This window comes from Arthrobacter sp. ISL-65 (genome assembly GCF_018613795.1).
Taxonomy (GTDB): domain Bacteria; phylum Actinomycetota; class Actinomycetes; order Actinomycetales; family Micrococcaceae; genus Arthrobacter.
The window spans coordinates 53843-80087 of record NZ_JAGGPN010000022.1; the positions used below are offsets into that span (position 1 = coordinate 53843).

A 26245-nucleotide genomic window follows, 5' to 3' on the forward strand; every position below is an offset into this window, starting at 1 on the left:
AACGCCGGGGTAGACTGTGCCCGTCAGCGCTGGAGCGGGATCCGACGGAAGGCAATCCATGGGCATGGCCGGGGCAAACGGGGCAATTTCGGACGACGAACTGGACCTCCTCCACCGCTACTGGAACGCGGCGAACTACCTGACGGTGGCCCAGATCTACCTCCAGGACAATGCACTGCTGCGGGAGCCGCTGCGGCCGGAGCACATCAAGCCGAGGCTGCTGGGGCACTGGGGCACCGGGCCCGGGCTATCGCTGATCTACGCCCACCTGAACCGGCTGATCAGGAATACATCTGCCGAGGTCCTCTTCATTGCCGGCCCGGGCCACGGCGGACCTTCGGTGGTGGCGAACGTCTATCTCGAGGGCAGCTACTCCGAGATCTACCCTGAGATCAGCCGCGACGCCGCCGGGCTGCGCCGGCTGGCACGGCAGTTTTCGACGCCGGGCGGTGTGGGCAGCCACGTGGGTCCCGCCACTCCCGGGTCCATCCACGAAGGCGGCGAGCTGGGCTACTCGCTGATGCACGCCACCGGCGCGGTGATGGACAACCCGGGCCTGATCGCCGCCTGCGTGGTGGGCGACGGCGAGGCCGAGACCGGACCGCTCGCCGCCTCCTGGACGGCGCCGTTCTTCCTCAACGCGGCGCGGGACGGCGCAGTCCTGCCCATCCTGCACCTGAACGGGGCCAAAATTTCCGGGCCTACAGTCCTGGGACGCCGCCCCGACGCGGACGTCGAGGCACTGCTAAGCGCCAACGGGTGGGAACCCGTGACGGTGTCCGGCGACCAGCCCGAGAAGGTCCACCGGGCCCTGGCCGCCGCCCTGGACCAGGCGTATGGCACCATCCGGGACATCCAGCAGGCCGCCCGGGGCGCCGGTTCCGGCGCTTCCGGCTCCGGCAGTACTCGCACGACGGCGGCGCGCTGGCCGGCGATCATCCTGCGGACCCCCAAGGGCTGGACCGGACCGGGGTCCGTGGACGGCAGTCCGGTGGAAGGCACGTTCCGTGCGCACCAGGTTCCCCTGTCCGGTGTCAGGGACAATCCGGAGCACCTGGCGCTTCTGGAGCAATGGATGCGCTCCTACCAGCCCGAGTCCCTGTTCGACGACGACGGCCGGCTCCTGCCCGAACTGGCCGCTTTGGCGCCCGAAGGCAGGCTCCGGATGGGGGCTGCGCCGTGGGCCAACGGCCAGCCGTCCGTCCCGCTGGACATTCCGGACCTCGAGCAGTACGCCGTCGACCCCGGCCAGCCCGGTGCGACCAGCATCGAAACCACCAAGGCGCTGGGCGAGCTGTTCCGCGACCTCTACACCGGAACGGAGGACAACCCGCGGTTCCGGCTGTTCTGCCCGGATGAAACCAACAGCAACAGGCTGGGCGCCGTGTTCGAGGCCACCGACCGCTGCCTCATGCTGGCGGGGACCTACGGGAGCGGCGGGGATACCGGCGGGGACGACCATGTGTCGGCGGACGGCCGCGTCATGGAGGTGCTCTCCGAGCACCTGTGCCAGGGCTGGCTGGAAGGCTACCTGCTGACCGGACGGCACGGGTTCTTCGCCAGCTACGAGGCCTTCGCCATGGTCAGCGCCTCCATGACCGTCCAGCACGCCAAGTGGCTGCAGCACGCCCGGGATCTGGAATGGCGCTCGCCGGTGCCCAGCCTGAACATCCTGCTGACCTCCACCTGCTGGCGCAACGATCACAACGGTTTCAGCCACCAGGGCCCGGGCCTGATCGACACCGTGCTGTCCCTTTCCGGCGAGGTGACGAGAATCTACCTGCCGCCGGACACCAACACGCTGCTGGCGGCTGCAGAACACGCCCTGCTCAGCAAGGACTACGTGAACCTTGTCGTCGTCGACAAGCAGTCCCACCCCCAGTACCTGACCCTGGCGGAAGCCCGCGCGCATGCAGAAGCCGGAGCCTCCCGCTGGGAGTGGGCCGGCAACGAGGACGGCAGCAGCACAGAACCGGACGTCGTCCTCGCCTGCGCCGGCGACGTCCCCACCGAGGAGGCACTTGCGGCTGCCTGGCTGCTGCAGCGCCACGTTCCCGATGCCACCGTGCGCGTGGTGAACGTCATGGACGCCATGGTTCTTCCGCCGCGCGACGTGCACCCGCACGGGCTCGACGACGGGACGTTCACTTCGCTGTTCACGGACACCTGCGAGGTGGTGGTGGCATGGCACGGCTACGCCCGCTCCTTCCACCAGCTCCTGCACGGCCGGCCGAACCCGGACCGGTTCCACGTTCGCGGCTACAGCCAGCAGGGCACCACCACCACGCCGTTCGACATGGTGGTGGTCAACCGGATGAGCCGTTACCACCTGGCGCTGGAGGCACTCCGCCGGATGCCGCGGCAGTTCGACGGCGCGGAGTCCCTGGCCGAGCACTGCCACGGGCAGCTGGACGCCCACGCCGCCTACATCCGCGAGCACTTCGAGGACCTGCCCGGCATCCGCGAGTGGGTATGGTCGCCGCCTGGTTCCTGAACGGCCAGGTTTTGAGCCCCGTCCACGCAGCCATCCCCGCGGTTTCCAGCATCAGGGCACGGCAGTAGTCTGGATGCATCATCGGGGAAGATCGCATGCCTGAACTCGACCAATTGATCCTGAATGCCCGCGAAGCTTATGACCGCCGGGACTGGGCCGGCGCACGGCGCGGCTTCGGCGCCGCGCGACTGCAGGCGCCGCTTGACGCGCCGGACCTCGATGCGCTGGCGAGTTCGGCCTGGTGGCTGGGCGACACATCCGGGGCGCTGGCCACGGCCGAAGAACTGTACCGCCGGCTGGCGGGCGACGGGGACCGGACCGGTGCCGCGATGGCCGCGCTCAACCTGTCCCTCCGCTGGGGCACCCGGGGCGACCTCGCCGTGGCTTCCGGATGGCTGAACCGCGCACGGCGCATGCTGGAGGGGCTCCCGGAAGGCCCGCCCAGCGGCTATTTGCTCTACCTCGAGGCGGGCATGACCATGGACGTCGAGGGCGATCCGGCACCCGCCCGGACGGCTGCGGCAACGGTCGAAGCCCTCGCCGACCGCTTCGGGGATCCGGCACTGGCGTGCTTTGCCAGAGTCTTGTTCGGCCTGGCGCTGGTCCGGGAGGGACAGACCGAGGCAGGATTCGGAGACCTCGACGAGGCCATGCTTCCTGTCCTCGCCGGTGAGGTTCCGCAGGAGTGGGCCGGCGACATCTACTGCACGGTGACCCATCTCTGCCACGTGCTGGGCGACTTTTCCCGGATGCGGTCCTGGACCACGGCCATGGAGCGGTGGACCGCGGGACAATCCCGCACATTCGTCTACGCCGATGTGACCCGGGTCCACGAGCTCCAACTCCTTAGTGCAGAGGGCAACTGGGATGCCGCGGAGCAGGAACTCTTGCCCCTCAGTGACAGGCTGGCCCAGGCCCACGGCTGGATGGCTGGCGCCGGCTACTACGAGCTCGGCGAGATCCGCCGTCTGCGGGGCGACCCGGCCGGCGCCCTCGATGCATACGCCCGGGCGCGGGACGTCGGCGTCGAACCTCAACCGGGTGAGGCCCGGCTGCACCTCGCCGCCGGTGAGCGCGGCCTGGCGCTGGAGCAGCTGCGGGTGGCCCTGGCCGTAAGCGGACCGCTCGATAAAGCCCGGCTGCTGCTTGCCGCCACCGAGCTGGCAGCGGCGTCCGGGCAGGAGGACCTCGCCACAACATGCTGCGCCGAGTTGGAGCAGACGGCGGCCCGCTATTCCTCCCCTGGACTGCGGGCGTGGGCAGCTCAGGCCCGGGGTGTTGTCCTGCTGGGAGCGGGCCAGACAGCGGAAGCCCTGGCCGCCTTCGAAGCGGCAGGCCGGATCTACCGCGACCAGCGGGCCCGCTACAGCACGGCTGTCATCCATGAACTGGAATCGTCCTGCCGGAGGTCACTAGGCAATCCGGAAGCAGCCGAGGCGGACCTGGCCACAGCGGCGGCCATCTACCGGCAGCTTGGCGCTGAGCCCGACCTCCAGCGGATCCAGGCTTACCTGCAACGGAATCATGAGTCTGCGCCGGGCGGGCTCACCGCCCGCGAGGCCGAAATCCTGGCGCTGGTCAGCGGCGGCGCGAGCAACCGCCAGGTGGCCGATGCCCTGGTCATCAGCGAAAAAACCGTGGGCCGCCACCTGGCCAACATCTTCGGCAAGATCGGCGTCTCCTCGCGCACCGGCGCCGCGGCGTGGGCGCATGAGCACGGCCGCCCCGGATCCTAAGCGGCGCATACATCATCTGCCCCATCCCCGCGCGGAAAAGATGTATCGTCCGCCCGACGCGGGGCGGTCCTCCGCGGGCCTACCTTCGGAAGTAGCGGTCCGCAGTCCCCAAAAAGGTCCGCACTTACCGAAAGGCACAAACAATGAGCACCTTCCAAAGCCAGGCAGTCGCCGCCCCCGAGGCAGCCGTCGAGGCTGCTGCCGGGAGGCTGGTGGGGATCCTCAACGACAGTTCCGCGGCCATCCTGGCCAGCATCGGCTACCAGACCGGCCTCTTCGAGGCGATGGCGGACCTGCCGGCCGCCACCAGCGAGCAGATCGCCGACGCCGCGGGGCTCAATGAACGCTACGTCCGCGAATGGCTGGGCGGGATGGCCACCGCCAGGTTCGTCGACTACAACCCCGCGGCACGGACCTACCTGCTGCGCCCCGACATCGCCCCGTCCGTCACCGGCCCCGGGGTGGACAACCTGGCCCGAACGCTGATGTACATCACGCTGATGGGAGAAGTGGCGGGCAAGATCGCCGGCAAGTTCCGGACCGGTGGCGGCCTGGACTACGCCGACTACCCGGGCTTCGTGGAGATCCAGGCAGCGGACAGCGGCTCCGTGCACGACGCGTCCCTCATCGACGCCATCCTTCCGCTCTGCGGACGCGTGGACGCGCTGCGGACGGGCATCGACGTCGCAGATATCGGCTGCGGCGCCGGGCACGCGGTGAACCTGATGGCAGCAGCTTTCCCGGCCAGCAGGTTCACCGGTTATGACTTCCTCGAGGAAGCCCTGACCGCCGGCCGGGCCGAGGCTGAACGCCTTGGCCTCACCAACGTGCGTTTCGTCCAGCGCGACGCCGCCGGCCTGGACATCGACGAAGAGTTGGACCTGATCACCGTCTTCGATGCCATCCACGACCAGGCACACCCGGCCACCGTCCTGCGGAACATTCACCAGGCCCTGCGGCCCGGCGGAACGTTCCTGATGGTGGACATGAAGGCGTCCAGCAAACTCGAGGAAAACCTCAACCTGCCATGGGCGACGTTCCTCTACGCCATCTCCACCACGCACTGCATGTCGGTGTCGCTCGCCCAGGACGGCGATGCACTGGGCACGGTGTGGGGTGTCCAGCTGGCCGAGTCCATGGTGCGGGAGGCCGGCTTCGAACAGGTTGACGTCAAGGAATTGGACGAGGATCCCTTCAATGCGTACTTCGTCGCTAGGAAGCAGGAGCTGCCGCGGCCCCGTTGACGTTCACCAGCCATGCGATGCCGAACTTGTCGGTGCACATGCCGAAGATGTCGCCCCACGGAGCCTTCTCCATCGGGACGGTGACGGTGCCGCCGTCGCCGGACAGCTTGTCGTAGTAGCCGCGCAGTTCGGCCTCGTCGTCCCCGCTGAGCGACACGGAAATGTTGTTGCCCGGCGAGTAGTCCATGGAGTTGGGGGTGTCGGCCCCCATGAGCACAAGCCCCTTCTCGGCGGTCAGCATCCCGTGCATGATCTTGTCAGCCTCGGCCGGGTCTTCGCTCGCGTGGAACTCCCCGAAGGTGCTGAGCGCCAGGTCGCCGCCGAACACTGACTGGTAAAAGGTCATGGCGTCGCGGGCGTTGTCACGGAAGCTGATGTACGGGTTGAGCAGGGTGGACACGGTCGGTTCTCCTTCGGCTATGCGTGTGGCGCCTTATGTGCGCGACGCCCGGCACTACACATGTTGCCCGAATCCGGCTCCCCTTCATAGGGGTTCGGCGGCGGCGGTCAGGGCCGGAAGCGGTAACCGATGCCGGCCTCGGTCAGCAGATGGCGCGGGTTGCCTGTGTCCGCCTCCAGCTTGCGCCGGAGCTGGGCCATGTACACCCGCAGGTAGTTGGCTTCCTTCTCATAGGCTGGCCCCCAGACGGTGGCCAGGATCTGTTGCTGGGTGATGAGCTTCCCCGGGTTCCGCACCAGCAGTTCAAGGATGCTCCACTCCGTGGGAGTGAGCCGGACAGGCTCACCATTCCGGGTGACCATCCGCCGCCCCAGGTCAACACTGAACTCCGCGGTGTCCACGGTGGACGGCTCGGCGGTTTCCGGCGCGCGGCGCAGGAGCGCGCGAAGCCGGGCCAGGAGTTCCTCCAGCCCGAAGGGCTTGGTGATGTAATCGTCCGCGCCGGCGTCGAGGGCGTCCACTTTGTCCGATGAACCGTGCCGGGCCGAGAGCACCAGAACCGGGGCGGAGCTCCAGCGGCGGAGTTCCCTGAGGACCGCCGCACCGTCCATGTCCGGCAGTCCCAGGTCCAGGACAACAAGCCCGGGCGGATTGCGCGAGGCAGCAATCAGCGCGGCCTCGCCGTCCGCGGCCGTCTCCACGGCGTAGCCGTGCGCCTGCAACGTGATCCGCAGCGCCTTCAGCAGATGCTGGTCATCATCCACAACGAGGACGCCCGTCACTGGGCAGTCTCCTGTGGAGATACGGCAGGTGAAACGCCAGGAGCGACGGCGGATGCCCCGCCGTCGGCAATGGTTGTGTCATGTCCCGTTGACAGGGGAAGCCGGATGACCATGGTGAGCCCCCCGCCGGGCGTCTCCTCTGCCGCCAGGCTGCCGCCCATGGCCGAGACGAACCCCCTTGCGACCGCCAGTCCAAGGCCCACGCCGCTCGACTGGGACACATCGTCCAGTCGCTGGAACGGCCGGAACATCGCGGGCACGTTCCGGCCCGGCACACCGCGTCCGTGGTCGATGATCCTCAGTTCACCTGCCGGGTGCCCGTTAAGGACGGTGCCGCTGAGCCCGCCCGTCGCCGCCGTCACTTTTACGTCAGAGGCCGGGGCGTACTTGACCGCGTTTTCCGCGATATTGGCGATGACGCGCTCCAGCAGGACTGCGTCGGCGTCGACGGCGGGAAGGTTCGGCGGCAGTTCCACTCGCACACTCCCCGCCGGAAGGCCACGCAGCGCGGGAGGCACAACATCGAGCCACCGAACGGGCTTCAGCAGGGGACGGACTGAGTCGGCGGTGATCCTGGACATGTCGAGGAGGTTGCCCACCAGGGCGTCCAGCCGGTCCGAGCATTCGTCGATGGTTTCCAACAGCTCCTGTTTCTCCTCGGGGGGATACGTGACGGCGGTCTGCAGGAGGCCGCCGACGGCGAGCTTGATTCCGGCGAGCGGCGTGCGGAGGTCGTGGGAGACGGCACGCAGGATGGCGGTGCGCATGGTGTTTCCCTCGGCAAGCCGCAGCACCTCGAGGCGGCTGGCGGCCAGCTGCTGGCGCTCCAGCTGGGCCAGCACGTGCGCGGCGAAGGCGCCCAGCAGGCTGCTGTCGGCAGCCGGCACGGTCCTGCCGAACAGCACCAGCCAGGTGCCGTCGTCGACCGGTTCCACGGTGTGCCCGGCGAATTCCGTGCCTTCCCGTTCATGCTCCGTCAGCTCGCCCGCACTCGCGAGCAGCCGCGCGCCGGGATCGGCGCCGGATGCGGGTTCGAAGGCGGACCCGCTGAAGAGAGCCGCGCCGCGTACCCCGAAGACGTCCAGCGCCTGTGCCAGCAGGCTGCCCACCGTATCTTCCGCGCGGGTGGCGCCGCGGGCCAGCTCACCGAGCGTGGCCGCCTCGGCGCGCGCGCGGGCGGCCTCCTTGGAACGGCGTGCGGACCTGTCCACGACGCCGGCCACGGCCACCGAGACGCCGACGAAAACGCCGAGGGAAAGCAGGTCCTGCGGATCGCCGATGGCCAGCTCACCCACCGGCGGCGTCGAGAAGTAGTTGACCAGCTGGCTGCTCCAGAGTGCACCGGCGACGGCAGGCCAGAGCCCGCCCACGAGCGCCACGGCCACGGCCCCGGCCAGCTGGACCAGGACGGCGGTGGCCACGCTGTGCTCGATGACGGCGAGCGCCAGCTGCATCAGGATGGGGACGGCGGCCGCCAGTACGAAGCCGACGGCGACGCGCACGCGGCCAAGGTCCCGCTGCCGACGCCGGCCCGTGCCGCGCCCGGCCAGGGGATGCGGCACCACCTGCACGTCAAGGTCGCCGGCACGGCGGATGATCCGCGTCTCTGTGCCGCCCGACAGGAGCCTGGTCAGAGGGTGCGCGCGCGACTGGCCGATGACCAGCCTGGTTGCGCCCACATGGGACGCGAACCCCAGGAGTGCTTCGACGGGGTCATGGGCGGCGACGGTGTGGTAGCTTCCGCCCAGCTCCACCACCAGACGGCGCTGCGATTCCAGGGCGCTGGTGGATTCGCGCGACGCGCCCTCCGCGGAACGGATGTGCACGGCGAGCAGCTCACCGCCACCGGCGCCGTCCAGGACTTTGACGGCACGGCGGATCAGGATCTCCCCCTCAAGGCCTCCCGACAAGCCAATGACGATCCGTTCCCCTGCCATGACGCCATTCTTCCACCAGTCCGCCGGCCCGGGCGGCACGCGCGGTGGGGTGCCTCAGACCGGCGTTAAGGATCCGTCAAGATTCCGCTGCGGGCGGTTCCGGCGCTCCGGCGCGGTGCTACGTTCGGCTGTGCCCGCACGAAAATGCCGCGGCGGCAGTAACTGGCCGCGGCGGCAGTCACATAGCGCGGTCGCGGGGCACCAGCACAGATGGAAGGCACCATGACAACCATGAGCCGCCCGCCGGCGGACCCCTCGGAGCTGCGCCACACCCGCAGGCAGCGGCTGCACAGCTGGCTGCTGCTCGGCCTTCAGGACAGCAAGGGTTCCCATCAAGGGCCGGGCGGGCGGACCCTGGCGCACGAGCGGAAGCATGCGTGGTGGCAGGTCATGTGTTTGACCGGCGTGGACTACTTCTCCACCCTGGGCTACCAGCCCGCCATCGCCGCGCTCGCGGCCGGCGTCATTTCCCCGCTGGCCACGCTGGTCCTCGTGGCCGTCACGCTGTTCGGGGCGCTGCCGGTGTACCGCCGGGTGGCAGGCGAAAGCTCCCACGGGGAGGGCTCCATCGCCATGCTGGAGCGGCTGCTCCCCCGCTGGGGCGGCAAGCTGTTCGTCCTGGTGCTGCTCGGCTTCGCGGCAACGGACTTTATGATTACCATGACCCTCTCCGCCGCGGACGCCACGGCACACCTCATCCAGAACCCGTTTGCCCCGGCGTGGCTGCAGGGGCAGGAGGTGACGGTGACCCTCGTTCTCCTGGCCTTGCTTGCTGCCGTCTTCCTGCGCGGATTCAAGGAGGCGATCGGGATCGCCGTCGTCCTGGTGGCGGTCTATCTGGCGCTGAACGTCGTGGTGGTGGCGAGGGCCGCCGCCGAAACGCTGGGGCACCCAACCGCCGTCGGCGACTGGTGGCAGGCGCTGGGGACATCTCACGGAAACCCTGCGCTCGCCGTCGCCATAGCCCTGCTGGTGTTCCCCAAATTGGCGCTGGGCCTGTCCGGCTTCGAAACAGGCGTGGCCGTCATGCCGCAGGTCCGCGGCCGGGACACGGACACGGAGGAGAACCCGGCGGGCCGCGTCGAAGGGACCCGCCGCATGCTGACCACCGCCGCGCTGATCATGAGCGCGTTCCTCATTGCCAGCAGCCTCACCACGGTGATCCTCATCCCGGCAGCCGAATTCGAGCCTGGCGGCCAGGCCAACGGCCGCGCCCTTGCCTTCCTGGCCCATGAATACCTGGGAAACGGGTTCGGCACCGTCTACGACCTCAGCACCATCGCCATCCTGTGGTTCGCCGGGGCGTCGGCGATGGCCGGGCTGCTGAACCTGGTGCCGAGGTACCTTCCCCGGTACGGGATGGCACCGGAGTGGGCCAAGGCCGTCCGGCCGCTGGTGCTGGTCTTTGCCTGCATTGCCTTCCTGGTCACCATTCTTTTTAGGGCCGACGTCGACGCCCAGGGCGGTGCGTACGCCACCGGCGTGCTGGTGCTGATGACCTCCGCCGCGGTCGCCGTCGCACTGTCCGCCCGGCGTCACCGGCAGCGGAAACGCACCGCGGGCTTTGGGCTGATCGCCTTCGTGTTCATCTACACGATGGTCGCAAACATTGTTGAGCGGCCCGAGGGCATCCGCATTGCCGCGTTCTTCATCACCGGCATCATCGTCATTTCGCTGCTGTCCAGGATCGGGCGGTCCTTCGAGCTGCACGCCACCCACGTCCGCCTCGACCGGACGGCCCTGGAATTCGTCGCCGAGGACGAGAGCGGCCCCATCGGCATCATTGCGCACGAACCGCGCAGGCTGACCGCGGAGGCGTACCGGCAAAAACTGACATCCGCCATCGAGGTCAGCCACCTGCCGGTCCATTACGAGGCGCTGTTCCTGGAGGTGATCGTGGACGACTCGTCCGACTTCGAGACCGAACTGCAGGTACACGGCGTGGTGCGGCACGGGTACCGGGTGCTGGAGGTGCACGGGCCCGTGGTGCCGAACACCATCGCCTCCGTGCTCCTGCACATCCGGGACGTCACCGGGCTCATGCCGCACATCTATTTCCGCTGGACCGAGGGCAATCCGGTGGTGAACCTGTTGCGCTTCCTGTTCCTCGGCGAGGGCGAGATCGCCCCGGTCACCCGGGAGGTGCTGCGGGAAGCCGAGCCGGATGTCACCAAGCGTCCGTGGGTGCATGTGGGGTGAGCACTTCCCCGGACCCCGGTGAACATGCGCGGCGCGTTGCGTGTTGCGTGCGCGGACGGACGCCGGGCCGTAGGCTCAGCGCATGGCGAAATTCTTTGATGTCCACCCCGAGGATCCCCAGCCCCGCGCGATCTCGCAGATCGTGCAGCTCCTGCGATCGGGCGGGCTGATCGCCTACCCCACGGACTCCTGCTACGCCCTCGGCGCCCAGCTGGGGAACAAGGAGGCGTTGGACCGCATCCGTTCCATCCGCCAACTGGACAGCAAGCACCATTTCACGCTGGTGTGCCAGGACTTCGCGCAGCTGGGGCAGTTCGTGAACATCGGCAACGACGTGTTCCGCAGCATCAAGTCCGTCACTCCGGGCAGCTACACCTTCATCCTGCCGGCCACCAAGGAGGTCCCGCGCCGGCTGTTGCACCCCAAGAAGAAGACCGTGGGTGTGCGCATCCCGCGGCACAACTTCGTGCAGGCGCTGCTGGCCGAACTCGGCGAGCCGCTGCTGTCCAGCACGCTGCTGCTGCCGGACGAGGAGGACCCGCTGACCCAGGGCTGGGAAATCAAGGAACGGCTTGACCATGTGGTGGACGCCGTGGTCGAGGCCGGCGACTGCGGCTCCGAGCCGACCACCGTCGTCGACTTCTCCGGCGGCACCGCTGAGGTGGTGCGCCGCGGCACGGGCGACCCTTCCAGGTTTGAGTAGGGGCGGGTTGGCGTAGCCGCGTGGCCCCGGGCGGGCGGCGCGGGCTACTCCGGCTTCTTCGCCCTGCTGGGCTGGACGCGGGGTGGTTCGCCCGGCATCTTGGGGTAGTCCGGCGGGAACGGCAGCTCACCCAGCCCGTCCTTGACGTCGCGCTCCCACCACTCCAGCAGCGTGTCGATGGTCCCCGGCTTCGCATGCATGTCAGCCCACGGGTCCCCCACCGTTTTCAGCCTGTCCGGGACGGTGAGGATGGTGAAGTCCTTGGGCCTGACGTCCGCCAGCTCGTCCCAGGTGATGGGGCAGGACACGGAAGCGTGCGGGAGGGCCCGCGGGCTGTACGCGCCGGCGATGGTGCGGTCGCGGTTGGCCTGGTTGAAGTCAACGAAGATGCGCTCGCCGCGTTCCTCCTTCCACCAGTTCGTGGTGACCTTGTCCGGCATGCGCCGCTCGACCTCCCTGGCGGCAGCGATTACAGCGTGGCGGACGTCCAGGAACTCGCGGGTCGGCTCAATGGGAGCATAGACGTGCAGCCCACGGTTGCCAGAGGTTTTCAGGAAGGCGTCGAGGCCCGCCTCGCCGAGTACCTTCCGCAGTTCCAGGGCGGCGGGGATGGCATCGTCGTAGTCGGTACCCGGCTGGGGATCCAGATCGATGCGCAGCTGGTCGGGATTGTCCGAGTTGTCGGCACGCGACGGCCAGGGGTGAAAAACCACGGTGTTCATCTGTGCGGCCCAGACAGCGGCGGCCGGCTCGTCCAGGACCAGCATGGGATGCGAGCGCGCGCTGGGAAAGGTGACCTTGACCGTGCGGATGAAGTCCGGCGTACCCTTCGGGGGGTTCTTGGAGAAGAACTGCTCGCCGTCCACGGTGTCTGAAAACCGCTGCAGTGCCACCGGCCGGTCGCCGTTCGCCCGGATGAAGGCCTCCCCCACGTCCACGAAGTAGCGCGCCAGGTCCAGCTTGGTCAGTCCCAGTTCGGGCCACAGCACCCGGCTTGGACTGGAGACGCGCATTTCCCGGGGGCCGTCGGGCCCGTCGACACTGATGGTGGTCTGTTCACTGGCCATGGGGACAACCTACCCCGCGCGGCCCGCGGCGTCAGCAGTCCGCCCGCCGCGATTCCTGCCACGATCGAAGGCGGTCGTATCCCTCAGGCGAGTCCCGCCGTCGGGCACTGAGAAACATCTGCCCGCTCTCTGGGCACCGGCGGGGCCATCTGTAAGGATGAAACACACCGGGCGCCGCCAGGCGCAGAGCATCCTCGAAGGAGACCCGTTCCATGGTTGAATCCCCGAGTCTGGACCAGGCTGCCGAGGAGTCCGGTGAGTCCCAGCCTTCAGGGGCATCCCAGTCAGGCAACCGCCGCCTGCTCAGCAGGGTGGCCGCGCAGGCTGGCCTGGAGCCGGGCAGCCGGGACTGGACCGCGCTGGAGCAGCGCTTCGAGCGCCACTTCCCCGATCTGTCGAGGCTGTTCCGTTCGCTGTACGGATCACGGCCTGACATTGAGGAACAGCTGACTGCCCTGGCGCTGGAGATCGCGCGTTCCTGGCAGGAGCGGCCCGCCGACCTGAAAAAGCTGGACGCCGGCCGCGGAGGCCATACCGAATGGTTCCAGTCCAACCGCATGCTCGGCGGCGTCTGCTACGTGGACCGGTATGCGGCAGACCTGGAGGGGGTCCGCGCCCGCATCCCCTATTTCAAGGAACTCGGCCTCACCTACCTGCACCTGATGCCGCTGTTCCTGGCCCCTGAGCCCCTGTCCGACGGCGGCTATGCCGTGTCCAGCTACCGCGAGGTCAACCCGAAGCTCGGCACCATGGACCAGCTGCGCGCGCTCGCCGCCGAGCTGCGGGCCAACGGCATCAGCCTGGTGGTCGACTTCATCTTCAACCACACCTCCAACGAGCACGAGTGGGCGCAGCGGGCCGCCGCGGGCGATCCGCGCTACAGCGACTACTACTGGATCTTCCCGGACCGCGGCATGCCGGACGCGTTCGAACAGAACGCGCGCGAAATCTTCCCGGAGGACCACCCCGGCTCCTTCGTGCAACTGCCGGACGGCCGGTGGGTCTGGGCCACCTTCCACACGTTCCAGTGGGACCTGAACTACTCCAACCCCGAAGTGTTCCGGGCCATGGCCGGAGAAATGCTGTTCCTGGCCAACCTCGGAGTGGACATCCTGCGAATGGACGCGGTGGCCTTCATCTGGAAGCAGCTGGGGACACCGTGCGAGAGCCTGCCCGAGGCGCACACCCTACTGCAGGCCTTCAACGCCGTCTGCCGGCTGGCGGCGCCGTCGCTGCTGTTCAAGTCCGAGGCGATCGTGCACCCGGATGAGGTGGCCCTATACATCGATCCGGCCGAATGCCAGCTCTCCTACAACCCGCTGCAGATGGCGCTGACCTGGGAAGCCCTGGCCACGCGCAACGTATCGCTGCTGGCCCAGGCCCTTGAGCGGCGGCACAAGATCGCGCCGGGAACCTCCTGGGTGAACTACGTGCGGAGCCACGACGACATCGGCTGGACGTTTGCCGACGAGGACGCCGCCGAGTTCGGCATCAACGGGTTCGAACACCGCCGGTTCCTGAACTCGTTCTACGTCAACCGGTTCCCGGGCAGCTTCGCCCACGGCGTGCCGTTCCAGGACAACCCGCGGACAGGCGACTGCCGCATCTCCGGTACCACGGCGTCGTTGTGCGGCCTGGAGGACGGTTCGGCTGAGGCCATCCGCCGCGTCCTGCTGGCCCACTCGGTAGCCTTCAGCACCGGCGGCATCCCGCTGCTCTACCTGGGCGACGAGGTGGGGCAGCTCAATGACTACGAGTACTCCCGGGAGGACGGCCACGAGGCGGACAGCCGGTGGGTGCACCGGCCGCAGTTCCCCGCCGAACGCTACGCGAGGCGCCTGGACCCGGCGACGCCAGAAGGTGCAGTTTTTGCGGGGCTGCGGCGGCTGGCGGAGGTCCGCGCGGCGACCCCAGAACTGGCCGGCACCCGCCTGGTGCCGTTCACCACGAACAACGCAGCAGTGCTCGGGTATCAGCGGCCCGGCGAGGGAACGGTGGTGCTGGCCCTGGCCAACTTCAGTGACGGGCCGCAGGTGGTGTCAGGGGACACGCTGTCCGGGTTCGCGGCAGAAGCTTTGGACCTGTTTTCCGAGGAGTCGGTAAGGATCGACGAGGGGCTGGTGCTGCGGCCGCAGGATTACGCCTGGCTCAGGGTGGTCCCGGCGGGCCGGGCAACCGTCGGCTAGGTCAAAACAGCTAGGCATCCACTTTGTTGCGCGCCTTCCTGAGCTTTCCTGCGACGAACAGACTGGCCAGAACGGCGCACCCGGCTAACTCCATCAGGTTGACGACCCAGACGGCGATCCCGTCGAGGCCTGCGGCGTCGTTGGAGGTTGAGGCCAGGACCGTCATCGCGCCGCCTGGTGTGCCTGTGAGCTCCCGCCGGCTTCGTCCAGGCTGAAGGCCGCCGTGCCGCAGAACGCCACCACGACCATCGCAACAAGGGCTGCGCCGAGCCTCCCGCTGCCGATGGTCAGGGCTGCAATCGGTCTGTAGACCATCATGGTGGTTCCTCCTGCGGGTGATGGGCTGTGTCCGGTGAATCCGGCTTCTGCATTAACTGTCCGGCCCGGAGCTGGCTGGAGACTTTCACCTGTCTGTGCCCGGGCTGTGCATTACGACGCCGGCATCCCGGCTTTGCGTCCGAACCCGTCAGCCCGGATCAGGCATGATGGACTCATGCCCACCGCTGACTCGCCCATCACCATTGCCGTCGGCGACGGCCACGTCTCCGGCGCCTACGCGCGGCCGGCCAACCCGTTCGCAACGCTGGTGCTGGCCCACGGCGCCGGCGCGGGCATGGAGCATCCGTTCATGCGCGGGTTCACGGGCGCATTGAACGACGACGGCGTGGCCACCTTGCGCTTCAACTTCCCCTACCGCGAGGCGGGCCGGAAGTTCCCCGACCGGCCGCCGGCAGCGATTGCCACCTGGCGGGCGGCGATGGCCGAAGCGGCGGCCCGGTCGGAGTCCGCCGGGGAAGCCGAGCCGGTGTGGGCGGCCGGAAAGTCGTTCGGCGGCAGGATGGCCTCCATGGCGGTGGCCGAAGGCATGCAGGCCGCCGGCCTTATCTACCTCGGCTACCCGCTGCACCCGCCGGGCAAGCCGGAGAAGCTCCGCGACGAGCACCTCTACAGGCTGGAAACCCCCATGCTTTTCCTCCAGGGAACACGTGACACTTTCGCCACCCGGGAGCTGCTGGAGGGAGTGGTCTCACGGATTGGACCAACCGCCACGCTGCACTGGTGCGAGGGCGGCGACCACTCGTTCGCGGTTGCCGGCAACAAGCGCACCGCCGAAGATATCGGTGCCTCGCTGGCGGCGCCGGTCGCAGCATTTCTGCGCGCCAACAGCCCCGCCGGCTAGGGATTTCAGGCGTGCGCCGCCGCCGGCGCCACGTTGCCCGGGATGGGTTCGTGCCGCAGGTAGCTGCGGCGGAACCGGCCCGTGCCGGCGGTCAGCGCCCGCAGCTGGACCGCATACCGGAGGAGCTCCCCGTCCGGGACCTCGGCGGTGACTTCCGTGGCGTCCCCGCCGGACGACGTCGTGCCCGTGAGCCGGCCACGGCGTGACGAGAGGTCGCTCATGACGGCGCCCACGTACTCATCCGGGATGCTGATGGTGACGGAGGATACCGGCTCCAGTAGCTGGATGCGGCCGGCGGCTGCGGCCTCACGCAGGGCCAGCGCGCCGGCGGACTGGAAGGCGGCGTCCGAGGAGTCAACGCTGTGGGCCTTGCCGCCCACGAGGGTCACCCGGATATCCACCACCGGGAAGCCGGCCGAGACACCCTTCTGCATCTGTGCCCGCACACCCTTCTCCACCGAGCCAATGAACTGGTTCGGCACCACCCCGCCCACGGTCTTGTCCACGAACTCGAAGCCGGCCCCGCGTTCGAGCGCCTCCACCTCGATGTCGCAGATGGCGTACTGGCCGTGGCCGCCGGACTGCTTGACGTAGCGCCCGTGCCCGGCGGCGGGCGCGGCGAAGGTCTCCCGCAGCGGTGTCACCACGGGCACGGTCTGCAGCTTCACGCCCTGGTCCCGCAGCCGGTCCAGGACCACCTCGCCGTGGGCCTCACCCATGCACCACAGGATCAGTTGGTGGGTTTCAGAGTTGCGTTCCACCCGGAGCGTCGGGTCGCCGGCGGCCACCTTGCCCAGACTCTTGGCGAGGGCGTCCTCGTCGCTGCGGGTGGCGGCCTCGACGGCCACCGGCATGAGCGGTTCCGGCATGTCCCAGGCGGTGATCAGCAGCGGGGCGTCCTTCGCGGACACGGTATCGCCGGTCTCGGCGCTGCCCAGTTTGGTGATGGCGCAGATGTCGCCGGCCACGCTGTACGGCACGGGCCGCAGGCTTGCCCCCATTGGGGAGTAGAGGTGGGTGAGGCGCTCGTCGCTGTCGTGGTCCTCATGGCCGCGTTCGGCCAGGCCGCGGCCACTGACATGCACGGCCGAGTCCTCGCGCAGCGTGCCGGAAAAGACGCGCACCAGGCAGACCCGCCCCAGGAACGGGTCCATGGTGGTGCGCACCACCTCACCGGCCAGCGGCCCGGCGGGATCGCAGGACAGCGGCCCCGCCGGTTCCCCTGCAAGGTCCGTCACATCCGGCACGGCGCCCTCCAACGGTGTCGGGAACGCCCGGGTCAGCATGTCCAGCAGCTCGGCGACCCCCAGACCCGTTTCTGCCGAGGCAGCCAGGACGGGAAAGAACGATCCGCGCGAGACTGCGGTCTCGAGGTCGCCCACCAGGACGTCGACGTCGATATCCTCACCGCCGAGGTAGCGGTCCATGAGTGACTCGTCCTCGCTCTCGGAGATGATGCCCTCGATCAGCGTGCCGCGCTCGGATTCCACCGCTGCGAGCTCATCCGCAGTGGCCTCCCGGACCGCGGGCGCCGGGGACTCGCCGTCGTACTCCGAGATCTGCCCGGACAGCAGCCCCAGCAGTCCCGCGGCGCCGCCGTCCCCGGGGACCGGCAGGTAGGCGGGCACCACCGACTGGCCAAAGGCGCGCTGGCAGGCGGCCAGGACGGCGTCGAAATTCGCACGCGGGTGGTCCAGCCGGCTGATCACCACCGCCCGGGGCGTGTCCAGCTGGGCGCACTCCGCCCACAGTGCGGTGGTGGCGGAGTCGACGCCGTCCACGGCCGACACCACGAACAGCGCCGCGTCCGCAGCGCGCAGCCCCGCCCGCAGCTCGCCGGTGAAGTCGCCGTAGCCGGGTGTGTCCAGCAGGTTCACCTTGACGCCGTCGTAAATCAGCGGTGCCACCGAAAGTACCACGGAGCGCTGCTGGTGGATCTCGGACGGTTCCGCATCGCTGACCGTGTTGCCGTCAACGATGGAACCCATCCGCGGGATGGTCCCGGCGGCGGCGAGCAGGGCCTCAAGCAGCATGGTTTTGCCGGCCCCGGAGTGTCCAACAAGCGCGACGTTGCGGATGCCCTCCGGCTTGTCCACCGGCGCTCCGGCCGACGCGTCCGCCCGCCGGAGATCGGAACTGCCGCGGCCCGGGCCCTTGCCGCGGCCATTAGTGCCCTTTACCGACATGACCATCTCCCGGCGTGCTAGTCGTGAGCCGCCAAGCGGCCTTAGTAAGAAGATTCGACACCTAAAGCTGCTGATCAGCAAGGGGTCCCGGCCCCTCAACGCCAGTCCGGCGGCGCGGCTCTCCGGAGCCGGCACCGGCGGTAGGTAATAACCGTTGCGGCGTCATGCCGGTAGGGGGACGATGGATAACGTGGCCGCACGGCCGGCCCATGCCATCCGACTAGTCGCCAGGGAGCGGTCGATGAGTGCGTGGAATGAAGATATCGGTGCAGGATCGTCCGGACTGACGGCGGTGACCGTTGTGGAAGGTTCCTCCTTCTGCATCTCCGCCGAGAGCGGGGACGTGTTTCCCGGCCAGCCGCAGGGCGCTTTCTACCAGGACACCCGGATTCTGTCGCGCTGGCAGCTGACGGTCGACGGCGTTCCGCTGGAACCGCTGTCCGGCCAGACCCGGGAACCCTACCGGGCGGTGTTCGTCGGCAGGCCCCGCGGCGCCAACGGGGCGGTGGAGAGCCCGCTGGTGGTGGAGCACAGCCGCCAGGTCGGGCCCGGTCTGCGTGACGACATCAGAGTCCACAACTACTCGGAACAACCGCGGACCTGCCGGATCCAAATCAGGGTGGACGCGGACCTGAGCGACCTGTTCGATGTCAAGGGCGGAAAGGTGGTGCCGTCCTCCGAGCACAGCCGACAGGTCCGGGCCGACGCCCTCCAGATTGACGCCATGCGCAACGGAATCCACCGCGGCGTGGTCATCAGCGCCCACGGTGCCACCGTCACCGAGGATGCCCTGGCGTTCGATGCCGAACTGGCCCCCCGCGGTTCATGGACCGCCAGCGTCTTCACCACCCCGCTGGTTGACGGCACCGGACCGGAGCAGCCCTTCACGCACGAGGCTGCTCCGCACGTGGGCGCGCAGCGGTACGCCGAGTGGGAGGAACATGTCCCCCGGCTCACGGTGACGGATAAAAATGTGGAGAAGGTCCTCACCCGGAGCCAGGAGGACCTGGGCGCATTGCGCATCTTCGACCCGGACCACCCGGAGCGGGCAGCAGTGGCCGCAGGCGCCCCGTGGTTCATGGCCCTCTTCGGCAGGGACTCCATCCTGTCCTCCTACATGGCGCTGCCCGTGGATCCAAAGCTGGCGGTGGGGACCCTCCAGACCCTGGCCTCGCTGCAGGGCGAGAAGGTTGACCCGGACACCGAGGAGGAACCCGGGAGGATCCTGCACGAGGTGCGGCTGGGCGTCACCGCCGGACTGGCGCTCGGCGGTAGTCAGGCGTACTACGGCACCGCGGATGCTACACCCCTGTTCGTGACGCTGCTGGCGGAGCTGGGGCGCTGGGGGCTGGCGGGCGACCTCCTGGATTCGCTCCTGCCGCATGCGGACCGGGCCCTGGAATGGGTGGAGCACTACGGGGACCGCGACGGCGACGGCTTCGTGGAGTACCAGCGCGCCAACGAGCACGGCCTGCTGAACCAGGGCTGGAAGGACTCCTGGGACGGCATCAACTTCGCCGACGGCAGGATGGCGGAGGCCCCCATCGCGCTGTGTGAGGTGCAGGGCTACGTCTACAGCGCCTACCTCGGGCGCGCGCTGCTGGCCCAGCAACTGGGTGACGAGGAGACCGCGGCCACATGGAACCGCCGGGCCGCCGATATCAAGGTTGAGTTCAACGAGAAGTTCTGGCTCCCCGAGCAGGAATACTTCGCAGTGGCACTGGATAAGGACAAACGCCCGGTGGATGCCTGCACCTCCAACATGGGCCATTGCCTCTGGGTGGGCATCGTCGACGCCGACAAGGCGCCCCTGGTGGCCAAGCGGCTCATGTCCCCGGAGATGTTCACGGGCTGGGGAATCCGTACGCTCGCCTCGGACATGGGCGCCTACAACCCCGTCAGCTACCACAACGGTTCGGTCTGGCCCCACGACACAGCGCTGGTGGCCGCCGGACTGATGCGGTACGGGTTCGTCGAGGAGGCCACGCAAATCGCCAAGGGCCTGTTCGACGCGGCCGAACAGTTCGACGGGCGGCTTCCGGAACTCTTCTGCGGTTTCTCCCGGGACGATTTCCCGGACCCCGTCCCCTTCCCCACGTCGTGCTCGCCGCAGGCCTGGGCATCGGCGGCGCCGGTGCACCTGATGCGTACCCTCCTGCGTTTTGATCCCCTCCTTCCCCGGGAGGAGGTCTGCCTGGCGCCAGTGCTACCGGCGGAGTTCGGCAGCTTCCGCGCCGACAACGTGCAGATGGATCATTCCCGGATCACCTTGAGCGCCACCGGCAGCGAGGGGTCAATTGACGGCCTGCCGCTAGGCGTGACAGTTCTGCACGAACCGCGGCCGCCGCTGGAGCGGCTGATGGCACCTTAAGGAACACGGCACCGTACTCCGGTGCGCCCACAACTGAATGGTCTCAGTAGTTAGACGGTCACAGTACATCCGGACAAGGGAGCTGCGGATGCGTATCGGTTTGATTGCGGGGCCTTGGTATCCGATTCCCCCGGCTGGGTACGGAGGCATCGAACTGGTGGTCGACGCCCTGGCCAGAGGCTTCACGCGGGCGGGCCATGAGGTGTTGCTTGCCGCCGCCGCGGACAGCACCTGCCCGGTGGATCGGCTCCCCGGGATGCGTTCCTCCGAACCCGACCTCGTTGGATTCACCTCCTCGGAACTCAGCCACGTCATCAGCGCGTATGCCGGGATGGACGGCATGGTGGATCTGGTCCATGACCACACCCTTGCCGGCCCGCTCTACCGCGGCCGTCCCGAGGGGCTGCCGGTGGTGACCACAATCCACAGCGACCTGAGTCCCTCCTTCGCCGCCGTCTATGGCGCAGCAGCCCGGGACACAACCCTGATCGCCATCTCCAAGAGCCAGGTCAGCAGCGCGCTGGCAGACCGGGTCGCGGCCATCATCCCCCATGGCATGGAGGTGGCCGCCGTTCCGGTGGGGCACGGGCAGGGCGGCTACGCGTGTTTCCTTGGCCGGATGTGCCCCGACAAAGGCGTCGTCGAGGCCATCAGGGTGGCCCAACTCGCCGGAATTCCGCTCCGGATCGCCGCGAAGATGCGGGAACCGGCCGAAGTGCAGTACTACCACGACGTGGTGGAGCCGCTGGAGGGCCCGGACGTGGAGTTCCTGGGCGAGGTGGGCGGCGCGGAGAAATACAAACTGCTCGGGGAAGCCATCGCCCTGCTCAATCCCATCCAGTGGATGGAACCGTTCGGGCTGGTGATGATCGAGGCGATGGCCACCGGCACACCGGTCGTGGCCACACCGATGGGCTCGGCGCCCGAGATTGTTGACGACGGCGTCAGTGGCTACCTGGCTGAGGCTCCGGAGGACCTGGCCCGCCTCGTGGTGCGCGCGGCGGACCTGGACCGCAGGACGGTCCGGACCCAGGCCGAAGAGCGTTTCAGCACCGAGCGCATGGTGGACGACCATCTGGCCCTCTACGCACGGCTGACCGGTGTGACCTCCGCCCGGTAAGCACTCCCGCGCGGTCGTCACTTCCGAAAGGTAGTCACTTCCGGGACTTGGTCCGTGCCGTCGCCGTCGCGGTCCAGGGGTCCTCGGGCCAGGGGTGCTTCGGATAGCGGCCCCGCATCTCGGCGCGGACCTGTGCGTAGGGCCCCGACCAGAAGGAGGCGAGGTCGTCTGTCACGGCCAGCGGCCGCCGGGCCGGCGACAGCAGATGGAATTGCACCGCCACCCGTCCGCCGGCGAGCCGCGGCGTCCGGTCCCAGCCGAAGCATTCCTGGAGCTTGACGGCGACTACCGGCCTGCCGCCGTCGTCCCCGGCCGCAGGATAGTCAATCCGGACGCGGGAGCCGCTGGGCACCTCCAGGAACTCCGGGGCGAGCTCGCCGAGCCGGGCGGCGTCGGGCCACGGCAGCAGCCGCCGCAGAGGATCCGTCAGGTCAATGCCGGAGGTAGCGGCACCACCGGCCAGCGCTTCCAGCTCCGGACCGAGCCAGTCGCCGAGTCGGGACAGTAAGGCCTGCTCGGACATGTCCGGCCAGGGTTCGCCCAGTTCGCGGTGCAGCAGGGCGAGACGGCGGCGCAGTCCGTCGGCCGCCGTCGACCATCCGATGGCTCCCAGCCCCTGTTCCTCCAGCGCCCGGGCTACGGCGGCGCGCGCCTCCCCCGCGGAAGCCCGCACGGGCGTGGAGGAGAGCGAGATGGCGCCCAGCCGCCGCTCCCGGCGGGCCGTCACCCGGCCCTGGCTGAACGTTGCCTCGACCGAATCGAGCAGCAGGTGCGCTGCTGCGGCCTCGGCTGTGTCTGTTGTCAGCGGTGCGGCAGAGCGGATCACCGCCCCGGTCCCGGCGGCGTCCCGCCCGTCCGCCCGCGCAACCTCGGCCACCGCCAGCCATTCGTGCCCCGCAAGGGGGCTGCCGGCGGGAAGGCCGGCCCGGGTGCCGGAGGTCAGCAGGTAACGCTCCGGCCCGTCCCCGGGGACCCGGCGGGCTACCCGGTCCGGGAACGCCAGGGCCACGACCAGACCGATCTGTTCGGCGGTTCCCGCCGGCACGGCGACGGAGGGAAGCCCGACGCCGGTCGGTGCCTGGCGTGCCATGGTGTCCAGCCGACGCGCCTCCTCGGCCCAGCGTTTGGAGGCGGGGTCCGTGCCGGAGCGAAGCGCCGACACCAGCCGGGGCAGGTCCGCTCCATTTGCGCGCTGGTCCCCTGCGACGGCGGCCACCACCTCAGCGGCGGTTCCGTAACCTTTAGTTCCGGAACCAGCGCGGCCGGCCGAACCTCCGCCCAGCAGCGCCGACCCGACCAGGAGGGCACGTCCCAGGCGCGGATCGGCCGGGATGCGGGCAAGGGCTTTGCCCAGCTCAGTGGCCAGCCCGTCGTCCGCCACGGCGCCAAGCTCGCGCAGCACCTCGGCGGCGTCACCCATCGCCCCCTGCGGCGGGGCGTCCGGAAGTGCCAGCCCACGGCCGCCCGGTGAACCCCAGCACGCGAGGATCAGGGCGGCACCCGTCAGGTCCGACACGGCGATCTCAGGCGTCTGGTGCGCGGGCGCAGCGCCGAGGGTCTTCTGGTCATAGCAGCGGACCACCTTCCCCGGCCCCTGCCGCGCTGCACGTCCGGCGCGCTGCTGGGCCGAGGCCCGGGAGCAGGAGACGGTGACCAGGCCGGTCATGCCGCGGCCGGCGTCACGGCGCGGTTCCCGCGACAGGCCGGCGTCGACCACCAGCCGGACGCCGGGCACCGTCAGCGACGACTCGGCGAGTCCCGTGGACACGATGATCCGGGCGGGATCCCCCGGCTGGCGCCCGGACACGGCACGGTCCTGGGCGGCGGGGCTGACTTGGCCGTGCAGTTCCAGGATTTCGACGCCGGGACCCACCCGGCTGCGGAGCCGGCCAGCCACATACGACACCTCCCAGGCGCCCGGCAGGAACACCAGGGCGTCGGTGCCGGCGTCCGAGGCAAGGGCTTCCGCGTAGCTCCCCGCGGCGGTGCCCGCCACATGGTCCAGGAAAGCGCGCGTCACGCCTCGGCTGTCCAGCCGCGCCACCGGGGCGGGGGCCCATGCCGTTTCCAGCGGGTGCAGCGCGGAGGGGCAGTCGACAATGGGAGCCGGCCCGCCGCCGTCGGCCTCTTCGATTCGCTCTCCGCCGGGATCCGCGCCGAGCAAGGCCGCGAACCGTGGCGCGTCGAGGGTGGCGGACATGGCGACGAGCATGAGGTCGCCGCGCAGCTGGCGCACCTCGGCGAGCAGGCCCAGCAGCAGATCGGTGTCCAGGCCGCGTTCGTGCACCTCATCGAGGATCACGGCGGCAGTGCCGTCCAGGCCAGGGTCAGCCAGCAGGCGGCGCAGCAGGATGCCGGGGGTCACGAACTCGATCAGGGTGCCGGGACCAGCCTGCCGTTCGCCGCGGACGGTGTACCCCACCCTGTCCCCCAGCTTCGTCCCGTCAAGGGCTGCCAGCCGCCGCGCGGCCGAGCGGGCGGCGACCCGGCGCGGCTGGGTCACCACGATGCGAGCGAGCCCATCCCCGGCGGCTGCCTGTGCCAGGAGGTTGGCAACCAGCGGTGGCACCAGTGTCGTTTTGCCGGTACCGGGCGGGGCCTGGACCACCGCGGCTCCGCCGGCGCCCTGCCTTCCCAGTACACCGGCCAGCTCCCCCAGCGACTCCGCAAAGACCAGGCCGGAACCGATGGCCTGCAGGTCGAACGGGGCGGAAGGTGCCAGGGCGTCCTGTGGGGCATCTTGCGGGAGGGGTGCGGAAGTCACTCCTCCATTGTGCCGGTGGCAGCGGCGCGACCTGACACGGGCACGTGGCTTCCTAGGCTGCCGTGGATGACGACCAGTAAGGCCATGGATCAACTGGCAGTGGTGGTTCAGACCCGTCGGGTGCCTTCGGGCTCTCAACGCCATCAAGATAGTCGGGAGGTTCTGAAGGTTCAGGGCACGGGTAACGGCCCAGGCCTGAGTAGTCGTTGAAGGCGTCGAACGTATCGGGTTCGTCTGGCCGCTCCGCTGGTTCAGACCAGGTCGGTGGCATGGCCCAGTCCGAGGGCTCTGGCCAATCCTGGCCGGGTGTTGGTTCGGGCCAGTTCTGGCCGGGTGGCAATTCCTGCCAATCCGGCAGTTCCGGCCAGTCCGCGACGTGTGGTGGTTCCGGCCAGCTGGGTGGTTCCCAGTCCTGGTACTCGGCCGGGTAGGACCTTCCCGAGGGTGAGACCCAACCAGGCGGCCTGTCCCGGGTGGCACCGACCGGTCTCCATGCCGTGGCGTGTTTCAGCCGGTGGTGTTTCGGGCAGGGCTGGCCAAGATTGCTGACGCCGGTGCCGCCGCCGCCGTCGGACCAGGCCAGGACGTGATCGGCGTCGTTGTCCAGGGAGTAGTTGTTGCAGCTCGGGAACGTGCAGCGCGCGTCGCGCAGCCGCAGCACTGGCGCATCGGCTTCGTCAGCCGGTAGCTGGTCCGTCCGATCTCCAGCGGCGCCCCGTCCCGCGGGTCGGTCAACACCCGCAGGAACGACGTCCCGCCGTCGGCGACGAGCCGGCGGGCCATGGACGGCGGAATCGGCCCATAACCATCCAGCGTCGCCGGTTCCTCCGTCAGGCCAAGCAGCGAAAACACCGGAACCGTGACCAGGACCTGCGCCGTCGGGGACCGCACACCACCAGCTGACACCTCATCGGCCGGGACGGATCCTGCGGCCGGGCCCTCAGCCCCGCTATCAACCCCGGAGTCCGCCGTGAGCAGCCATGTGGCGGCGGCATCGACCCGCAGCTGGGTCAGGGTCCGCGATTCTGTCGGGCCCTGCATGGCGCGGGCGGCGGCGGTGGTGCGGTCCCAGATCCCGGCAGCCTGATCCGCCGGCAGATACGCCGACAGCCAGGCCATGCCGTCCCGGTCCGGGACGTATTCCAGCCGCCGGTCCTTCGCACTCTTGCGGTGCCGGGTTTCGATGCTGAGCGGGTGGTGCCGTTCCCGCCAATAGCGGGCCTTGGCCCGGAACCTGGACGGTGTCAGCTCCCCGGCCGGGCAACCCCCCGCAGCCCCTGGCGCGTCCGGGTCCAGGAAATGCGCCTCAAACGCCGACACAGCCGCGGGATCCAGCCCATCGGTCTCATCGCACATGATGCGCCCGTGCTGCCAGGAGATTGTTCCTGACCCGAGCGCGGCCAGCGTCAACGGCAAATCCGTGCTCAGCCTGGCGGATTCCTCCAGAAAACGTGCCGCCGACCCTTCACTCGCGGTCAGCGCGCCCGCCACCTCCGCGGTCACGGACATCTGCAGGACGGATTGTTCCTGCACGGACGCGTCAGGCGGCGCCATCGCCTCCTCCGCCGCTGCGAAACCGGCCGCCAGGTGCACCTTCACGGCCGCAACCCGCGCTTCCATCCCTGACACCTCAGCCAGCCCGGCAAGGAAGGCCTCCGCCCGCTCCTGCAGGGGATCCGACTGATCCGGCAGCGGATCCACGCCCGCCGGGCCCGGATCAGCCGTCCTGCGCAGCTCGGCAGCCAGCGCCGCGGCAGAGGCACCAATAGCCTCCAACGCCTCCACAGCAGCTGTGCTTTCCATACCCACAGCATGACAGCGGGGTATGACAAAAACGCCGCACCACAGAATGACCTCCACGGCCTGATGGTCACAG

At 69.1% G+C, this 26245-nt stretch carries 17 protein-coding genes and 1 pseudogene; 9 read left to right on the forward strand and 9 right to left on the reverse strand.

Going from position 1 to position 26245, the window contains the following annotated elements; translation table 11 throughout:
- The first annotated feature begins 58 nt into the window (after window positions 1–58).
- The 3 genes from J7I85_RS10640 (at window position 59) to J7I85_RS10650 (ending at window position 5474) form a co-directional block, all read left to right on the forward strand.
- Window positions 59–2494, forward strand: a complete 2436-nt coding sequence (locus J7I85_RS10640; protein WP_214851514.1) for a phosphoketolase — start codon at window positions 59–61, stop codon at window positions 2492–2494.
- A gap of 95 nt (window positions 2495–2589) precedes the next feature.
- Window positions 2590–4230 carry a helix-turn-helix transcriptional regulator gene (locus tag J7I85_RS10645; RefSeq protein WP_214851516.1) on the forward strand — a complete coding sequence of 547 codons (1641 nt, stop codon included), beginning with the start codon at window positions 2590–2592 and terminating at the stop codon, window positions 4228–4230.
- Window positions 4231–4373: 143 nt separating this feature from the next.
- Window positions 4374–5474 (forward strand): class I SAM-dependent methyltransferase, encoded by a 1101-nt coding sequence (locus J7I85_RS10650; protein ID WP_214851518.1) that lies wholly within the window; start codon window positions 4374–4376, stop codon window positions 5472–5474.
- Here the strand turns inward: J7I85_RS10650 and J7I85_RS10655 are convergent.
- The 3 genes from J7I85_RS10655 to J7I85_RS10665 form a co-directional block, all read right to left on the reverse strand.
- Window positions 5443–5874, reverse strand: a complete 432-nt coding sequence (locus tag J7I85_RS10655) for a VOC family protein (RefSeq protein ID WP_214851520.1) — start codon at window positions 5872–5874, stop codon at window positions 5443–5445. The two genes, J7I85_RS10650 and J7I85_RS10655, sit on opposite strands and share 32 nt — an antisense overlap.
- A gap of 107 nt (window positions 5875–5981) precedes the next feature.
- Complete coding sequence (locus tag J7I85_RS10660) at window positions 5982–6656, reverse strand: response regulator (RefSeq protein ID WP_214851521.1); 675 nt, start codon at window positions 6654–6656, stop codon at window positions 5982–5984.
- Complete coding sequence (locus J7I85_RS10665; protein ID WP_214851532.1) at window positions 6653–8593, reverse strand: ATP-binding protein; 1941 nt, start codon at window positions 8591–8593, stop codon at window positions 6653–6655. Before J7I85_RS10665 ends, J7I85_RS10660 begins: the two co-directional genes overlap by 4 nt.
- Before the next feature lie 222 nt (window positions 8594–8815).
- Here J7I85_RS10665 and J7I85_RS10670 point away from each other — a divergent pair, with 222 nt between their 5' ends.
- Both J7I85_RS10670 and J7I85_RS10675 read left to right on the forward strand, forming a co-directional pair.
- The gene (locus J7I85_RS10670; RefSeq protein ID WP_214851534.1) at window positions 8816–10792 is read left to right on the forward strand and encodes an amino acid transporter; all 1977 of its coding nucleotides are present in this window, start codon (window positions 8816–8818) and stop codon (window positions 10790–10792) included.
- 82 nt (window positions 10793–10874) lie between these two features.
- The gene (locus J7I85_RS10675; RefSeq protein WP_214851547.1) at window positions 10875–11495 is read left to right on the forward strand and encodes an L-threonylcarbamoyladenylate synthase; all 621 of its coding nucleotides are present in this window, start codon (window positions 10875–10877) and stop codon (window positions 11493–11495) included.
- 44 nt (window positions 11496–11539) lie between these two features.
- On the opposite strand, the gene ligD is transcribed toward J7I85_RS10675, so the two are convergent.
- Window positions 11540–12562, reverse strand: a complete 1023-nt coding sequence (gene ligD / locus J7I85_RS10680) for a non-homologous end-joining DNA ligase (protein ID WP_214851549.1) — start codon at window positions 12560–12562, stop codon at window positions 11540–11542.
- Between the two features lie 212 nt (window positions 12563–12774).
- Here ligD and J7I85_RS10685 point away from each other — a divergent pair, with 212 nt between their 5' ends.
- Window positions 12775–14748, forward strand: coding sequence for an alpha-amylase family protein (locus tag J7I85_RS10685; RefSeq protein WP_214851552.1), 1974 nt, complete (start codon window positions 12775–12777; stop codon window positions 14746–14748).
- A gap of 10 nt (window positions 14749–14758) precedes the next feature.
- Here the strand turns inward: J7I85_RS10685 and J7I85_RS10690 are convergent, their stop codons facing one another.
- Together J7I85_RS10690 and J7I85_RS10695 are read right to left on the reverse strand one after the other, a co-directional pair.
- Window positions 14759–14914, reverse strand: a complete 156-nt coding sequence (locus J7I85_RS10690) for a hypothetical protein (RefSeq protein ID WP_214851554.1) — start codon at window positions 14912–14914, stop codon at window positions 14759–14761.
- Window positions 14911–15066 carry a hypothetical protein gene (locus J7I85_RS10695; protein ID WP_214851556.1) on the reverse strand — a complete coding sequence of 52 codons (156 nt, stop codon included), beginning with the start codon at window positions 15064–15066 and terminating at the stop codon, window positions 14911–14913. Before J7I85_RS10695 ends, J7I85_RS10690 begins: the two co-directional genes overlap by 4 nt.
- A gap of 175 nt (window positions 15067–15241) precedes the next feature.
- Here J7I85_RS10695 and J7I85_RS10700 point away from each other — a divergent pair, with 175 nt between their 5' ends.
- Entirely contained in the window at window positions 15242–15928 is a 687-nt protein-coding gene (locus tag J7I85_RS10700) for an alpha/beta family hydrolase (protein WP_214851565.1), read from the forward strand.
- Window positions 15929–15933: 5 nt separating this feature from the next.
- Here the strand turns inward: J7I85_RS10700 and J7I85_RS10705 are convergent, their stop codons facing one another.
- Window positions 15934–18114 carry an elongation factor G-like protein EF-G2 gene (locus J7I85_RS10705; protein ID WP_214851572.1) on the reverse strand — a complete coding sequence of 727 codons (2181 nt, stop codon included), beginning with the start codon at window positions 18112–18114 and terminating at the stop codon, window positions 15934–15936.
- A 241-nt stretch (window positions 18115–18355) separates the two neighbouring features.
- Between J7I85_RS10705 and J7I85_RS10710 the strand changes: the two genes are divergently transcribed.
- Together J7I85_RS10710 and J7I85_RS10715 are read left to right on the forward strand one after the other, a co-directional pair.
- Window positions 18356–20485: a glycogen debranching N-terminal domain-containing protein gene (locus J7I85_RS10710; protein WP_214851574.1), complete on the forward strand. Its 2130-nt coding sequence runs from the start codon at window positions 18356–18358 to the stop codon at window positions 20483–20485.
- A gap of 88 nt (window positions 20486–20573) precedes the next feature.
- On the forward strand, window positions 20574–21605 hold the full coding sequence (locus J7I85_RS10715) for a glycosyltransferase family 4 protein (RefSeq protein ID WP_214851576.1): 1032 nt from the start codon (window positions 20574–20576) through the stop codon (window positions 21603–21605).
- Between the two features lie 34 nt (window positions 21606–21639).
- Here the strand turns inward: J7I85_RS10715 and hrpB are convergent, their stop codons facing one another.
- Together hrpB and J7I85_RS10725 are read right to left on the reverse strand one after the other, a co-directional pair.
- Window positions 21640–24369, reverse strand: coding sequence for an ATP-dependent helicase HrpB (gene hrpB, locus J7I85_RS10720; protein WP_214851578.1), 2730 nt, complete (start codon window positions 24367–24369; stop codon window positions 21640–21642).
- Between the two features lie 52 nt (window positions 24370–24421).
- Window positions 24422–26172 (reverse strand): annotated as a pseudogene (locus tag J7I85_RS10725) (DUF222 domain-containing protein).
- Between the last annotated feature and the right edge of the window lie 73 nt (window positions 26173–26245).